At 74.0% G+C, this 15,849-nt stretch carries 10 protein-coding genes; 6 read left to right on the top strand and 4 right to left on the bottom strand.

What is annotated here, in order from left to right:
- Window positions 1–95 precede the first annotated feature (95 nt).
- Window positions 96–1,202, bottom strand: coding sequence for a uroporphyrinogen decarboxylase (gene hemE / locus GCU69_RS31065; RefSeq protein WP_156207868.1), 1,107 nt, complete (start codon window positions 1,200–1,202; stop codon window positions 96–98).
- 102 nt (window positions 1,203–1,304) lie between these two features.
- On the opposite strand from hemE, the gene GCU69_RS31060 reads away from it, so the two are divergent.
- The 5 genes from GCU69_RS31060 (at window position 1,305) to GCU69_RS31040 (ending at window position 9,028) form a co-directional block, all read left to right on the top strand.
- Entirely contained in the window at window positions 1,305–1,955 is a 651-nt protein-coding gene (locus GCU69_RS31060; protein WP_156207867.1) for a DUF3000 domain-containing protein, read from the top strand.
- Between the two features lie 813 nt (window positions 1,956–2,768).
- Window positions 2,769–3,431, top strand: a complete 663-nt coding sequence (locus GCU69_RS31055) for a response regulator transcription factor (RefSeq protein WP_098754158.1) — start codon at window positions 2,769–2,771, stop codon at window positions 3,429–3,431.
- A gap of 76 nt (window positions 3,432–3,507) precedes the next feature.
- Window positions 3,508–4,794, top strand: a complete 1,287-nt coding sequence (locus tag GCU69_RS31050) for a ribonuclease D (protein ID WP_098754157.1) — start codon at window positions 3,508–3,510, stop codon at window positions 4,792–4,794.
- Between the two features lie 878 nt (window positions 4,795–5,672).
- Window positions 5,673–6,893: a thiolase family protein gene (locus tag GCU69_RS31045; protein WP_098754156.1), complete on the top strand. Its 1,221-nt coding sequence runs from the start codon at window positions 5,673–5,675 to the stop codon at window positions 6,891–6,893.
- On the top strand, window positions 6,890–9,028 hold the full coding sequence (locus GCU69_RS31040) for a 3-hydroxyacyl-CoA dehydrogenase NAD-binding domain-containing protein (protein WP_098754155.1): 2,139 nt from the start codon (window positions 6,890–6,892) through the stop codon (window positions 9,026–9,028). The genes GCU69_RS31045 and GCU69_RS31040 overlap by 4 nt, the downstream gene beginning before the upstream one ends.
- A 1,045-nt stretch (window positions 9,029–10,073) precedes the next feature.
- Here GCU69_RS31040 and recQ read toward each other — a convergent pair.
- Window positions 10,074–11,945, bottom strand: a complete 1,872-nt coding sequence (recQ, locus tag GCU69_RS31035) for a DNA helicase RecQ (protein WP_098754151.1) — start codon at window positions 11,943–11,945, stop codon at window positions 10,074–10,076.
- A 146-nt stretch (window positions 11,946–12,091) separates the two neighbouring features.
- Between recQ and GCU69_RS31030 the strand changes: the two genes are divergently transcribed.
- Complete coding sequence (locus GCU69_RS31030; RefSeq protein WP_156207866.1) at window positions 12,092–12,496, top strand: PIN domain-containing protein; 405 nt, start codon at window positions 12,092–12,094, stop codon at window positions 12,494–12,496.
- Between the two features lie 142 nt (window positions 12,497–12,638).
- Here the strand turns inward: GCU69_RS31030 and GCU69_RS31025 are convergent, their stop codons facing one another.
- Together GCU69_RS31025 and GCU69_RS31020 are read right to left on the bottom strand one after the other, a co-directional pair.
- Window positions 12,639–14,102 (bottom strand): ArnT family glycosyltransferase, encoded by a 1,464-nt coding sequence (locus tag GCU69_RS31025; protein WP_098754149.1) that lies wholly within the window; start codon window positions 14,100–14,102, stop codon window positions 12,639–12,641.
- Window positions 14,103–14,159: 57 nt separating this feature from the next.
- Window positions 14,160–15,680, bottom strand: a complete 1,521-nt coding sequence (locus GCU69_RS31020; RefSeq protein WP_156207865.1) for an amino acid permease — start codon at window positions 15,678–15,680, stop codon at window positions 14,160–14,162.
- Window positions 15,681–15,849 lie beyond the last annotated feature (169 nt).

Raw genomic sequence — 15,849 nt, 5'->3', positions numbered from 1 at the left:
CCGCCCCGACGCCGGAGCGCCGTGACACCGGATCCCGGGCACCGCGGCCGGCCGGTGTGGTCTCCCGGCCCGGAGCGCCGGGACGCCGACGACCGTCAGCGGGCGCTCTCGGTGTGCACGAACTCCACGAGCCGGGTGAGCGCCTCGGGGTCGGTCGACGGCAGCACCCCGTGCCCGAGGTTGAAGATGTGGCCGGGCAGGTCGCGGGCCGCCGTGAGCACCTCGCGGGCCTTGGTCTCGACGACCTGGCGCGGGGCGAACAGCACCGCCGGGTCGAGGTTGCCCTGGAGCGCCTTGCCCGGGCCGACCCGGCGGGCGGCCTCGTCCATCGGCACCCGCCAGTCGGCGCCGACGACGTCCGCACCGGCCCGGCCCATCAGCCCGAGCAGTTCGCCCGTGCCGACGCCGAAGTGGATGCGGGGCACCCCGTGCCGGGCGACGGCGTCGAAGACCTTCGCCGAGGCGGGCAGCACCGAGGCCCGGTAGTCGTCCGGGGCCAGCGCGCCGACCCAGGAGTCGAACAGCTGCACGGCGGAGGCTCCCGCCGAGATCTGCACGTCCAGGAAGGCGGCGGTGATGTCCGCGAGCCGGTCCAGCAGTTCCGCCCACAGCTGCGGATCGCCGTACATGAGCGCCTTGGTGTGCTCGTGGTTGCGGGACGGGCCGCCCTCCACGAGATAGCTGGCGAGCGTGAACGGGGCGCCCGCGAAGCCGATCAGCGGGGTGTCGCCCAGCTCCGCGGTGAGCATGCCGACTGCCTCGGTGACGTACTTCACGTCGTCCGGCTCCAGCGGCCGCAGCCGCGCCAGGTCGGCGCGGGTACGGATCGGGCGCTCGACGACCGGGCCGACGCCCGGCTTGATGTCGAGGTCGATGCCGATCGCCTTCAGCGGCACCACGATGTCGCTGAAGTAGATGGCCGCGTCGACCTTGTGCCGGCGCACCGGCTGAAGGGTGATCTCGGTCACCAGGTCCGGGCGCATGCAGGAGTCCAGCATGGCGATGCCCTCACGGACCTTCAGGTACTCGGGCAGCGACCGCCCGGCCTGGCGCATGAACCAGACCGGGGTGTGCGGCACCGGCTCGCGCCTGCACGCCCTCAGGAAGGCCGAGTCGGCGGGGCCGCCGCTCCGGCGGGACGTCGTCGGGGGCTCCTCCGCCCGGGAGGAGTCGGAGGCAGGGGGAAGGTCGTTGGCGCTCACACCCGAATCTTCGCACGCGTCCCGGGTACGGTTCCGGCCGCCTTTCCCCCTGCCCGGGTGTCCTACCCGGTCGGCACGTTCGTTCCGCCTAGTCTTCCCCGCATGGCTTCGGCTCAGGGACACCTTGCTGGCAGTGCGGGACGTGCGGACGACGCGGACGGCGACGCCGCCCCGCCTGTATTCCGGCAGGCGGTGGAGGCTCTGCGCACGGTGCGGCTGCGGCCGGAGACGGAGGTCGAGCCGACCCGCCCGCCGCAGCGGCTCGCACCGTACGCGTACGCCCTCGAGGCCGCGGTCGTGCAGGACGACACGGACCTGGCCGACGGCCGGCTCATCCTGCTGCACGACCCGGCGGGGCACGACGCGTGGCACGGCACCTTCCGCCTGGTCACCCTCGTACGGGCCGAGCTGGAGCCGGAGATGGCGGCCGACCCGCTGCTGCCGGAGGTGTGCTGGTCCTGGCTGACCGGCGCCCTGGAGACGCGCGGCGCCGAGTACGGGGAGCCGAGCGGCACCGTGACACTGGCGGGCTCGCACTACTTCGGGGGTCTGTCCGAGCGGCCGCCGGCCACGCAGATCGAGATCCGGGCGTCCTGGACGCCGCGCGAGGGCCGGGACGGCGTGCCCGACACGGCGGCGCATCTGACGGCGTGGTGCGAGCTGCTGTGCCAGATCGGCGGGCTGCCGCCGGCGAACGCGGCCGACCCGTCCGTGGTGACGCTGCCGCAGCGGCGCGGACCACAAGCGCGCTGAGCCGCCGAACCGGCCCCCGCACCGCCGCACGCTCCCGGCTGCCGGACGCCTTCCGCCTTCCGCCACGCCGGAAGTCTTCCGCTGCCGGAGGCCCATCGCTGCCGGACGCCTCCGGACTGCCGGACGCCTGTCCGACTGCCGGGTCTTCCGGCGTCCCGGGTCTCCCCGCGCCCCTGGCCTCCCGATGCCCCTGACCTCCCGGCGTCCCGGGCCGCCGGGTACGTCGGACCGGGGCTGCCGAGTCCGCAACCCGTTCGCCGGCCCCTTCCCATGCGCCGCGCCCGCCGTGGACACCGGGGACGCCCGGGCCACCGGACCTTCCAGCGCCCTGGGCCGCGCCGAGCCACTCAGCGCCCCGAGCCACCCGGCCACCCGGCCACCCGGCCACCCGGCCATTGAGCCCCGGACCCCGCCCCGCCTCCACGGCCGCCGTCACGGGACGCCGCAGCGGGACACCGTCGCGGGTCCGCCGTGGCGGCGGGGGACCGCGGCGGGGCCGCCGCCGGGACTACGGCCGGGGAGCTGCGGCCGGGGTCACTGCCGGGGCCGCCGCCGGAGGCGGGCCGTGGCCGCGGCGGCGCCCGGAGAGGGCTCCGCCCCGTACTCCCCCAGCACTCCCCCGTCGATTCGTTCATGATCGATCGACTGTCCGAATTGCCCTAATTGTTACTCACTAATTCGTGATTCTTCCCTAAAGGCTCCCCGGGATGCTGCCGAAGGATCTGATGTCCCTTCCGCAAGGGACCGCCCCCGGCTCACCCCGCCTCACCCCCGGGTCCGAGCCCGCCCCCGTACTCCCCCACAGGAGGCCTGGTGTCCGTTCTTCTCGAGCAGCCCGCAAGCCTGGTCGCCTACCGCCCGAACAAGCCGACGGCCATGGTCGTCGTCGCCGACCCCCGCGTGCGCTCCACCGTGACCCGCCATCTCTGGGCGCTCGGAGTGCGTGACGTCATCGAGGCGTCGTCCATCGCGGAGGCCCGGCCCCGGGTCGCCAATCCCCGCGACATCTGCGTCGCGGACGTCCACCTCCCCGACGGCTCCGGCCTCACCCTGCTGTCCGAGACCCGGGCCGCGGGCTGGCCCAACGGCCTGGCCCTCTCCGCCGCCGACGACATCGGCGCGGTGCGCAACGCCCTCGCGGGCGGCGTCAAGGGCTACGTCGTCACCGGGACCCGCACCAACCTCGGCATCCCCGGCCGCCCGGGCTCCGTCCCGGTCGGTGCCGCCGCGGCCCGCATGCACCGGCGCCCGCCGGGCGCCCCCGGCCACCCCGGCGGCTACCGCGAGCTGTCCGGCCGCGAGGTGGAGGTGCTGCGACTGGTGGCGGAGGGCCAGTCCAACAAGGCCATCGGCGTCTCGATGGGCCTCTCGGCCCTGACCGTGAAGAGCCACCTGGCGCGGATCGCCCGCAAGTTGGGCACCGGCGACCGGGCCGGCATGGTCGCCGTCGCGCTCCGTACCGGGATCATCCACTGAGCCTGCGCGAGCCCTTCCGCCCGCCGACGGAACGTTCCGTCGGCGGGCGGCTCCCTCACATGGATACCCTTGACCGGTGACCGACGCCCAAGAGACCGCAGAAGACCGCACGCTGCGCATCCCCGGGGGCGCTCCCCCGGACGCTCCCGTCCACGACGCGCCGGTTCCCTTGCTGGACCCCCGCGAAGGCATCCCCCCGGTGACCGCGACCCCCGAGGAACTGGAGCAGGTCGTGGCCGCCTTCGCCGCCGGCACCGGCCCCGTGGCCGTGGACGCCGAGCGTGCCTCCGGATACCGCTACGGCCAGCGCGCCTACCTCGTACAACTGCGCCGTGAGGGCGCCGGCAGCGCGCTGATCGACCCCATCGGCTGCCCCGACCTCTCCCCGCTCGGCGACGCCGTCGCCGACGCCGAGTGGGTGCTGCACGCCGCCAGCCAGGATCTTCCCTGTCTGCGCGAGATAGGCATGCGGCCCACACGGCTGTTCGACACCGAGCTGGCCGGCCGGCTCGCGGGCTTCGCCCGGGTCGGGCTCGGCGCCATGGTCGAGAAGGTCCTCGGATACGCCCTGGAGAAGGGCCACTCCGCCGTCGACTGGTCCTCCCGCCCGCTGCCCGAGCCGTGGCTGCGCTACGCCGCCCTCGACGTGGAACTGCTCGTCGACCTGCGCGACGCCCTGGAGGACGAGCTGGACCGGCAGGGCAAGCTGGAGTGGGCCCGGCAGGAGTTCGACGCCATCGCCTCCGCTCCCCCGGCCCCGCCGCGCAAGGACCCCTGGCGCCGCACCTCCGGCATGCACAAGGTGCGCCGGCGCCGGCAGATGGGCGTCGTACGGGAGCTGTGGACCGTACGGGACCGGATCGCGCAGCGCCGGGACGTCTCGCCCGGCAAGGTGCTGGGCGACGCCGCCATCGTCGAAGCCGCCCTCGCCATGCCGCAGAACGTCCAGGCACTGGCCGCGCTGCCCGGCTTCGGGCACCGCGTGGGCCGCAAGCAGCTGGAGCAGTGGCAGGCGGCCGTCGACCGGGTGCGCGAGCTTCCCGAGGCCGAACTGCCGCAGCCCGGCCAGCAGCTGAACGGCCCGCCCCCGCCCCGTTCCTGGGCCGACAAGGACCCGGCCGCGGCGGCCCGCCTCTCCGCCGCCCGTGCGGCGGTCACCGCCCTCGCCGAGAGCCTGCGGCTGCCGCAGGAGAACCTCATCACCCCGGACACGGTGCGGCGGCTCTGCTGGGAGCCGCCGGAGGACCGGAGTCCGGAGGCGGTCGCCTCCGCCCTGACCGCGTACGGGGCCCGCCCCTGGCAGGTCGAGCTGACGGCACCGCTGCTGGCGGGGGCCCTTGCGGCCGAGCCGGCGGCCGAATAGCTGCCGGCGGGCCGAGTGCGGGGACGGTTACGGGGGCCGGGTGCGGTGGTCGCGGGCCACGGCACGAGTGAGGTGGATCCCGCCGGGCGCGGCCCCTGCGCCGGGGTCCGCGGGGCACAGGGACCGGGTCCCTGCGCCGGACTCCCCGCGGCCGGTTACGGGGCAGCGGTTCCGGTCCGGGGCGGCTGCCGGTTCCGGGTTCGGGTCGGCTGCCGGTTCCGGTTTCGGTGCCGGTTCCGGTTCCGGTTTCGGGTCGGCTGCCGGTTCCGGGTTCGGGTCGGCCGGTTCCGTCCGGCTTGGCCGTTCCGCTTACGGGCCGGCCGGTTACGGCGCAGCCGGTTCCGACTGCTGGGCGGCCGGTTCCGGGGCGGCCCGGTTCCGTCACCGGTCCGCCGGTTCCCGGCCCGGCGGAGACGGACACCGGGCCCGGCGGAGACCGATACCGGGTCGGCGGTCACCGGGTCGGCGCCACCTGGACCGCCGGCAGGCCCCGGACCGGCAGGCCCCGCGCCGAGGGGCTCCGGACCGAGGGACTCCGGAGCGGCGGCCCCGGATCTGCGTGCGTCGGCGCGTCCGCCCGGATCGTCCCCGGCGCCGGGCCCGGCTCGCCGCGGCCCCCGGGCCCTGTCCTCCGCGCCGCCGCACCCGGTCCCCGTACCGTGGCACCGCTGCCGCCGGGCGCCGCGGGAACTGTGATCCCTGTCGCTCCGCCCGACAGGGGTGCACAGCCTGGTTACCCGCAAGTAGCATGGCGGTAGAGCCGCCGCGCGGCCACCGCCGGACAGCGGGCGTACCGCCCCTGAGGGCGGCCCCGCCGCAGGCGGGCCTCGCCGCAGGCAGCCCCGCAGTGCCCGTTACGCATCAGGAGGAGAGCCAACGTGCCTCGTACCGCTAGGGACGTCGTCTTCGTCGACGGCGTCCGCACCCCGTTCGGCAAGGCGGGCCCGAAGGGCATCTACCACGAGACCCGTGCCGACGACCTGGTCGTCAAGTGCATCCGTGAGCTGCTGCGCCGCAACCCCGACCTGGACCCGGCGCGCATCGACGAGGTCGCCGTCGCCGCCACCACCCAGATCGGCGACCAGGGCCTGACCCTCGGCCGCACCGCTGGCATCCTCGCCGGGCTGCCGCAGACCGTGCCCGGCTACTCCATCGACCGCATGTGCGCCGGCGCGATGACCGCCGTGACGACCACCGCGGGCGGCGTGGCGCTCGGCGCGTACGACATCGCCCTCGCGGGCGGCGTCGAGCACATGGGCCGCCACCCGATGGGCGAGGGCGTCGACCCGAACCCGCGCCTGGTGTCGGAGAAGCTGGTCGACCAGTCCGCCATGTTCATGGGCATGACGGCCGAGAACCTGCACGACCGGCTGCCGCACATCACCAAGCGACGCGCCGACGAGTACGCGGTCCGCAGCCAGGAGAAGGCCGCCAAGGCGTACGCCAACGGCCACATCCAGTCCGACCTGGTGCCGGTCTCGGTCCGCCGCACCAACCCGGAGGCCGGCGAGACCGGCTGGGGCCTGGCCACCGCCGACGAGCCCATGCGCCCCGGCACCACGCTGGAGAACCTGGCCGGCCTCAAGACCCCGTTCCGCCCGCACGGCCGGGTCACCGCGGGCAACGCCGCCGGCCTCAACGACGGCGCGACCGCCTCGCTGATCGCCGCCGAGGACGTGGCGCGCGAGCTGGGCCTCCCGGTCAAGATGCGCCTGGTGTCGTACGCGTTCGCGGGCGTCGAGCCCGAGGTCATGGGCATCGGCCCGGTCCCGGCCACCGAGAAGGCCCTCGCCAAGGCCGGACTGTCGATCGACGACATCGGCCTGTTCGAGATCAACGAGGCCTTCGCGGTGCAGGTCCTCTCGCTGCTGGACCACTACGGCATCGCGGACGACGACCCGCGCGTCAACCAGTACGGCGGCGCCATCGCCTTCGGCCACCCCCTCGCCTCCTCCGGTGTCCGGCTGATGACGCAGCTGGCGCACCAGTTCGAGCGCCAGCCGGAGGTCCGTTACGGCATCACCACGATGTGCGTCGGCTTCGGCATGGGCGGCACCGTGATCTGGGAGAACCCGCACCACAACGGAGGCAACAAGTGAGCACGACCGCAGAACTCCTCAAGGGAGCGGCCGAGCTGTTCCCCGACGAGGTCGTGACGCAGGCGCACGTACGCCACCTCGACCTCCCGCAGGGCGCGGGCCGTTTCGCGCTCATCACGCTGGACAACGGCCTGGACCACACCAAGCCCACCACCATCGGCCCGCAGTCGCTGGCGAACCTCGACGCCGCGATCGACCAGGTCGAGAAGGAGGCCGCCGAGGGCACGATCACCGGCGTCGGTGTCACCGGCAAGCCGTTCATCTTCGCCGTCGGCGCCGATCTCAAGGGCGTCGAGCTGCTGAAGCGCCACGAGGACGCGCACGCCATCGGCAAGGGCGGCCACGACGTCTTCAAGCGGCTCTCCGCGCTCGCCGTGCCGACCTTCGCGTACTACAACGGCGCGGCCATGGGCGGCGGCGTCGAGATCGGGCTGCACTGCCGCTACCGCACCGTCTCCTCCGCGATCCCGGCCTTCTCGCTGCCCGAGGTCTTCCTCGGACTGGTCCCCGGCTGGGGCGGCTGCGTGCTGCTGCCGAACCTCATCGGCGCCGACCGCGCCATCTCGGTGATCATCGAGAACTCGCTCAACCAGAACAAGCAGCTCAAGGGCAAGCAGGTCTACGAGCTCGGCATCGCCGACGCGATCTTCGAGGGCGCGGACTTCCTGGAGCAGTCGCTCATCTGGACCGCCTCCGTGCTGAACGGCGAACTCGAGGTCGACCGGCCCGAGATCGACCGCGGCGAGGCCTGGGACGCCGCGGTGGCCCGCGGCAAGGCGGTCGCCGACGGCAAGGTGCACGGCGCCGCTCCCGCCGCCTACCGCGCGCTGGACATCATCGCCAAGGCCAAGGACGGCGACCTGCGCGCCGGCTTCGACGCCGAGGACTCCGCGCTGGCCGACCTGATCATGGGCGGTGAGCTGCGCAGCGGCATCTACGCCTTCAACCTGGTGCAGAAGCGCGCCAAGCGCCCCGCCGGCGCCCCGGACAAGAACCTGGCCCGCCCGGTCTCCAAGGTCGGCGTCGTCGGCGCCGGGCTGATGGCCTCGCAGCTGGCGCTCCTCTTCGCCCGCCGCCTCGAGGTGCCGGTCGTGCTGACCGACATCGACCGGGCGCGCGTCGACAAGGGCGTGGGCTACGTCCACGAGGAGATCGACAAGCTGCTCCTCAAGGGCCGCGTCAACCAGGACAAGGCCAACCGCCTCAAGGCCCTGGTCACCGGTTCCCTCGACAAGGCCGCGGCGTTCGGTGACGCGGACTTCGTCATCGAGGCCGTCTTCGAGGAGATGGGCGTCAAGCAGCAGGTGTTCGCCGAGGTCGAGGCGGTCGTCCCGGAGACCGCGATCCTCGCCACCAACACCTCCTCGCTGTCCGTCAGCGAGATGGCGTCGAAGCTGAAGCACCCCGAGCGGGTCGTCGGCTTCCACTTCTTCAACCCGGTCGCCGTCCTCCCGCTGCTGGAGATCGTCCGCGGTGAGCGGACCGACGACCCGGCGCTGGCCACGGCCTTCGCCGTCGCCAAGAAGCTGAAGAAGACCGCGGTGCTGGTGAAGGACGCCCCGGCGTTCGTCGTCAACCGCATCCTGACCCGCTTCATGGGCGAGATCCAGAACGTCATCGACGAGGGCACCCCGGTGCCCGTGGCCGAGAAGGCCGTCGAGCCGCTCGGTCTGCCGATGTCGCCGCTCGTGCTGCTGGAGCTGGTCGGCCCGGCCATCGGCCTGCACGTCTCCGAGACGCTGAACCGCGCCTTCCCGGAGCGCTTCACGGTCTCGCCGAACCTGGCCGCCGTCGTCAAGGCCGGCAAGCGCGGCTTCTACGTCCACTCCGCAGACGGCTCGGCCGAGCCGAAGCTGGACCCGGAGGTCGCCGCCCTCCTGGAGCAGGGCGACACCGTCCTCACCGAGGAGCAGGTCCGCGACCGGGTGCTGGACGCGGTCGCGCAGGAGATCGGGATCATGCTGGAGGAAGGGGTCGTCGCCGAGGCCCGCGACATCGACCTCTGCCTGATCACCGGCGCCGGCTGGCCCTTCCACCTGGGCGGCATCACGCCGTACCTGGACCGGGAGGGTGTGTCGGAGCGGGTGAACGGCAAGCGGTTCCTGGATCCGGGCGTCGCGAGCGTGCCGGCCTAGCCGCTCCGCGGCTCCGCCGCTTCCCCTGTTGGGCCCGGTCTGTGTTCACCGCACAGGCCGGGCCCTTCTGGTGCTTGCCGGGGCGGGGGGCGGGGGGCGGGGTGACTCCGGGTGCCGGGGGTGGGCCTGGTTCGGGGGTGGGCGCCGGGGTGCGGGGCCGGTCCGGGGTGGGGTACGCGGGCGGCCTGGCGGGGCCAGGCGCGGTCCCGGGTGGGATCGTGGGTGCCGGACTCGGTGCCGGGTCGGGTACCCGAGTGGGCCGAGTGCCGGGGCCTGGTGGCGGGGTGGGCCGGGGCCGGGCCCTCCGGGAGGGGGGTCCTCCACCGCATATTTACGGCCGCGTCGACCGGTATCGGGGGGTGGGCCCGTGGTGGCGGCCACAAATACACGTAAGCGTGGAGAACCCCCCTCCCTCCGGACCCGGCCCCTCGGTCCGTCCCCGGCCTCGGGTCCGTGGATGGCGGACTACGGCGGCGTGACGCGTGCTCCGGTACGTCCACGGCCTCGGGTCCGTGGGTGGCGAACTACGGCAGCCCGCCGCGCACTCCGGTACGTCACCGGTCCCGGGGTGGCGGGGGTGGATGCACGGCAGCGTGACGCGTGCTCCGGTCCGTCCCCGGCCTCGGGTCCGTGGATGGCGGACTACGGCGGCGTGCCGCGTGCTCCGGTACGTCCGCAGCCTCTGGGGTCGCGGGTGGAGAACCACGGCAGCCCGCCGCGCGCTCCGGTCCGACACCGGTCCCGGGGCGGCGGGGGTGGATGCACGGCAGCGTGACGCGTGCTCCGGTACGTCCACGGCCTCGGGTCCGTGGGTGGCGAACTACGGCAGCCCGCCGCGTGCTCCGGTACGTCACCCGGTCCCGGTACCCCGGGTCGGGACCCACGGCAGCCCGCCGCGCGTTCCGGTCCGACACCGGTCCCGGGGTGGCGGGGTGGTTGCACGGCAGCCCGCCGCGTGCTTCGGTGCGTCACCGGTCCCCGGGGCGCGGGTTGGGTCCCACGGCAGCCTGCTGTGGCCTCCGGGTGGGGATGGGTACGGTGCGGGCTACTCGGTGGGGGGCGTGAGCAGGGTCAGGATCTGCTCGCCGTACTTGTTGAGCTTGTTCTCGCCGACGCCGTTGAGCGTGCCCAGTTCCTGGAGGGTGGTGGGCGCCGCCGTGGCGATGGCTCGGAGCGTCGCGTCGTGGAAGATGACGTACGCCGGGACGCCCTGCTCCTTGGCGGTGGCCGCGCGCCAGGCCCGGAGCTCCTCGAACACCGGCACGACTTCCGCGGGGAGGTCCACCGGCGCCGCCGGCTTCGCCTTGCGGGCCGCCGCGGTCCTGGCGGCGCGCTCCGGCTCCCTGCGCAGCCGCACCTCGCGCCGGCCGCCGAGCACCTCACCGCTGTCGTCGGTGAGCACCAGGGTGCCGTAGTCGCCCTCGACCGCCAGCAGGCCCTGCGCGAGCAGCTGGCGGATCACCCCGCGCCATTCCGCGGCGTCCAGCTCGGTGCCGATGCCGAAGACGGAGAGTGCGTCGTGGTCGTGCTGGACGACCTTGGCGGACTTCTTGCCGAGCAGGATGTCGATGATCTGGCCGGCGCCGAACTTCTGCCGCCGCTCGCGGGCCAGCCGCACCACGGTGGACAGGATCTTCTGCGCGGGCACCGTGCCGTCCCAGGACTCCGGGGGTGTCAGGCAGGTGTCGCAGTTCCCGCAGGGGCCGCTCTTCTCGCCGAAGTACGCCAGGAGGTGCACCCGGCGGCACTCGACCGTCTCGCAGAGCGCCAGCATCGCGTCGACGTGCGCGGAGAGCATCCGGCGGTGTGCCTCGTCGCCCTCGGACGTCTCGATCATCTTGCGCTGCTGGACGACGTCCTGGAGGCCGTAGGCGAGCCAGGCCGTGGAGGGCAGCCCGTCGCGGCCCGCCCGGCCGGTCTCCTGGTAATACCCCTCGACGGATTTCGGCAGGTCGAGATGGGCGACGAAGCGCACGTCCGGCTTGTCGATGCCCATGCCGAAGGCGATGGTCGCGACCACCACGACACCGTCCTCGCGGAGGAAGCGGGACTGGTTCGCCGCCCGCGTCCCGGCGTCCAGGCCCGCGTGGTACGGCACGGCGTCGATGCCCTGGCGGACCAGGAACTCCGCGGTCTTCTCCACCGAGGCCCGCGACAGGCAGTAGACGATGCCCGCGTCCCCGGGGTGCTCCGTCCGCAGCAAATGGAGGAGCTGCTTGCGCGGGTCGTCCTTGGGAGCGATCCGGTACTGGATGTTGGGCCGGTCGAAGCTCGCGACGAAGTGCCGGGCGTCCCGGAGGTTCAGCCGGTGCGCGATCTCGTTGTGCGTCGCCTCGGTGGCCGTGGCGGTCAGGGCGATGCGCGGCACGTCGGGCCAGCGCTCGTGCAGCGCGGAGAGCGCGAGGTAGTCGGGGCGGAAGTCGTGGCCCCACTGGGCGACGCAGTGCGCCTCGTCGATGGCGAAGAGCGAGACCCGGCCGCGGTCGAGGAGGCTCAGCGCCGACTCCGTGCGCAGCCGCTCCGGGGCCAGATAGAGCAGGTCCAGCTCACCGGCCAGGAACTCCGCCTCGACGAGCCTGCGCTCGTCCGGGTCCTGGGTGGAGTTGAGGAAGCCGGCCCGCACGCCGAGCGCCCGCAGGGCGTCGACCTGGTCCTGCATGAGCGCGATCAGGGGCGAGACGACGACACCGGTGCCCGGCCGCACCAGCGCGGGGATCTGATAGCACAGCGACTTGCCGCCGCCGGTCGGCATCAGCACGAGGGCGTCGCCGCCCGCGGTCACATGGTCGATGATCTCCTGCTGGGGTCCCCGGAAGGATTCGTATCCGAAGACCCGCCGCAGCACCTCCAGCGGTCGGCCGCCGGGGGGTGTGTCGGTGGTACTGGTGGTGTCGGTGCCGTCCTCGAGCGCGGTCATCCGGGAAGTCTACGGAAGTGCCGCCGGGGGCCGTACGGCCTGTGGAAAACTCCGGTTCCGCTTCTCCGCGGCCCGGTGGGGGACGCGCCGCGTGCCGCGGCACGCCGCCCGCCGGGCCGCGGCACCGGCGAGGGGACACTGGGGGCATGACACCTGCGCTGATCGTCGTGGACGCCGCCAATGTCGTGGGGTCCGTCCCCGACGGCTGGTGGCGTGACCGGAAGGGCGCCGCGGAGCGGCTGCGGGACAGCCTCGCCGGTTACGCGCGGCAGGGGCTGCCGGACGGGCCCGGGGTGCCGTCGTGGGCCGCCGGGACGCCGCTGGAATGGGTGCTCGTGGTCGAGGGCGCGGCACGCGGGGTGGAGCCGGTGCCCGGGGTGCGGGTCGAGCCCGCCGCGGGCAGCGGGGACGACCGGATCGTGGAGCTGGTCGAGTCCGACGGCGCGGGCCGCCGCTGCCTGGTGGTGACCGCCGACCGGGAGCTGCGGCGCCGGGTCGCAGCGGCGGGCGCCGAGGTCGCGGGGCCCCGTACCGTCCGTCCCCCGGCGTAGCGCGCCCGGCACGTCGCCGCGGCACAGGGACACACCTGCACACCGGCACACCCTGCACACCGGCACGGCACAGCGCCGCCGCCCCTCCCCGCGGCCCGCTGCCGCCCCGGCCCGGCCCGGCCGCTGAGGCGCGCCCGGGGGCTCACCCGCCCGGCCGGGTGTAGAGCACCGCGCCGTCCACGGCGCCCGCGCGCTCGTACCGGTGGGCCCTCAGGAGCGGCCGCAGCGGAGGCCCGTACGGCTTGCCGCGCGAGTCGTCGACGATCAGTGCCGGCGGCTCCCGCTCCAGCTCCCCGCGCAGTACGGCCCAGCTGCCCGGCACTCCCCGGTGCCGCCCGACCCGGCCGCCGTCCCGGCCGCCGCTGTAGTTGGTGAGCAGTCCCGCGGTCAGGAAGCGGGTCGCGGGCGGGCGGTCGGCGAACCAGTACTGCTCGGGGTGTATCCCCCAGAACAGCACGCGGTCGCCGGGCTCGGTGCGCTGTGCGGCGTGCGCCGCCGTCCGCCGGGCGTGCTCCAGTTCGGTGTCCGGTGCGAGCAGGCCCCAGCCGAGGAAGACCGAGCAGGACACCGCCGAGCACAGGACGGCCGCGCGCGTCCGGCGGGGCGGCAGCCGGTGCAGCGCCGCCGTGCCGAGCAGGACGAGCGGCGGGACCAGCTGGAGGTAGTAGTGGCCGAAGAAGTGCAGGCCGGTGGCCACGGCGGCGGCCGAGGAGAACGCCCACAGCCAGACGTCCGGCACCCGCAGCCGCACGCCCCGGCGCAGCAGCGCGGCCACCGGCGCGAGCACCCCGGCGCACGCGCCCCCGAGCAGCAGCGCGTTGACGACCGCCCGCCCCAGGACGTGCAGCCCGGAGCCGCCCGGCGCCGCGTAGCCGGCCGAACCGGCCACCGTCCAGAACCAGAAGCCGGACGGGCCGGTCGCCAGCGCGGCGGCGCCCACCGGGACGGCGAAACCGCACGCCAGCCGGGCCGCCCCGGGGAGTCCGCCGCCGCTCCGCCAGAGCAGCCAGAGCACCGGCAGCAGCACCGCTCCCCCGGTCTGCTTGGTGAGCGCCGCCCCGGCCACCATCAGCCCCGCCGTCCCCCACCGGCCGCGGTCGGCGCACCACACGGCCGCGACCACCGCCGGCAGCATGAACAGCTCGAACCCGGCGGCCTGCGCGTCCTCGGGGTTGAGCCCGATGGAGACCAGCAGATACAGCACGCCAGCCGTGCGGGCCGCCCGGTCGCCCCACCGCCGGCGCGCCAGGGAGGCCAGCAGGACCGCGGTGGCGAGCTGGGCCGACACGGCCAGCGCCCGCAGCGGCCACAGCGAGTCGTCGCCGAACAGGGCGAAGGCTCCCTGGTAGAGCCAGGGCAGCAGCGGCGGCTTGCGGTCGACCACGGTGTCGTACAGGTCTCCCCCCGCGGCCAGCATCCGTGCCTGCACGGCGAGATAGCCCTCGTCCGGGTTCCACAGCGGGCGCAGGAAGGACGGCAGCCGGGTGGCCGCCGCGAGGACCGCGAGCAGCGGCAGCAGCCTCGGCCAGGGGCTCCGCGCGGTGGCGCCCCCGGGCTCGTACGGGAACGGCAGGACGGCGTGCGGACGGAGGCGCTCGGCGGGCATGCGCCTCAACCTAGGGGCCCCGCACGCCGCGGCGGCGGCGACATACGGGGCGGTGCCTCAGTGGTCGAGCCGGTCCGTGGTGGCGCTCATCCGGCTGTTCCGGCGCCCGTAGAGGAAGTAGATCAGGAATCCGGCGGCCATCCAGATCAGGAACCGCAGCCAGGTCTCGCCCGACAGGTTGAGCATCAGCCAGAGCGAGGCGAGCACCGAGACGGCCGGGAGGAACGGCACCAGCGGGGTGCGGAAGGAGCGCGGCAGGTCGGGCCGGGTGCGGCGGAGGACGACGACGCCGATGGCGACCACGACGAAGGCGAACAGGGTGCCGATGTTCACCAGTTCGGCCAGCTCCGAGATGCTGGTGAAACCGGCGATGACGGCGGCGGCCACGCCCAGCAGGATCGTCGAGCGGTACGGCGTGCGGAAGTGCGGGTGCACCTTGGAGAACGTCCGGGGCAGCAGCCCGTCCCGGCTCATCGCGAAGAAGACGCGGGTCTGGCCCAGCAGCAGGATCATGCAGACGGTGGTCAGGCCCACGGCCGCGCCGAAACTGATGAGCCCCGCCCAGAAGGGGTGCCCGGTCTCCTTGAAGGCGTCGGCGAGCGGGGCGTCCACGGACAGCAGCGTGTACTTCTGCATGCCGGTGACCACGGCGGACACGGCGACGTAGAGCACCGTGCAGATGATCAGGGTGCCGATGATGCCGCGCGGCAGGTCCCGCTGCGGGTTGCGGGTCTCCTCGGCGGCGGTGGCGACGATGTCGAAGCCGATGAAGGCGAAGAAGACGATGGCGGCGGCCGTGAAGATGCCCATCACCCCGAAGGTGGAGGGGGTGTAGCCGAACAGCAGCTGCACCAGGGGCGCGCCGATGTCCGAGCCGCCGCCCGTCGTCTCCTCCGCCGGCGGGATGAACGGCCGGTAGTTTTCGGCCTTGATCAGGAAGGCGCCGACGACGATCACCACCAGCACGACCCCGACCTTGATCGCCACCACCACCGAGGTGACGCGCGCGGACAGCTTCATGCCGGCCACCAGCACCGCGGTCAGCGCCAGGACCAGCAGGAAGGCCAGCAGGTCGAAGCCGAAACCGGTTTCCTGGCTGGTGCCGGACAGGGCCTGCGGGAGGTTCCAGCCCGCGTTGTCCAGCAGCGAGCGGATGTACCCGGACCAGCCGACCGCGACCACCGCGCAGCCCAGCGCCATCTCCAGGACCAGGTCCCAGCCGATGATCCACGCGGGCAGCTCGCCCAGCGACGCGTACGAGAAGGTGTACGCCGATCCGGCGACCGGCACCGTCGAGGCGAACTCCGCGTAGCAGAGGGCCGCGAGGCCGCAGACCAGGCCCGCGACCGCGAACGAGATGGCGACCGCGGGGCCCGCGGCCTCCTTGGCGACGGCGCCGGTGAGCACGAAGATGCCGGTGCCGATGACGACACCGACGCCGAAGACGGTCAGGTCGAGGGCGGAGAGGGAGCGGGTGAGCGCGTGGTCCGGCTCCTCGGTGTCCCGGATGGACTGCTCGACCGTCTTGGTGCGGAAGTATCCGCCCGCTCCGCGGCTTCTGGTCTTGTGGTCACTCACCGGGTACCTCCGCGCGCTCGTTCACCGGCGTCATGGTTCACGCACGCGCGTGCCCACCGTGACGCACAACACTCGCGATGCCGTGAATCACCCGAGGGAATGAACCCCGGCCGCACGGCATTGGGCCGGCCGGACGCACACCGCGTCGCCGCGGAAGCGTCCGGCCGGC

It is taken from the genome of Streptomyces lycii (genome assembly GCF_009735685.1).
GTDB lineage: Bacteria > Actinomycetota > Actinomycetes > Streptomycetales > Streptomycetaceae > Streptomyces > Streptomyces lycii.
The sequence above is the reverse complement of the archived record's forward strand: the minus strand, read 5'-3'. Positions and strand labels throughout refer to the sequence as shown.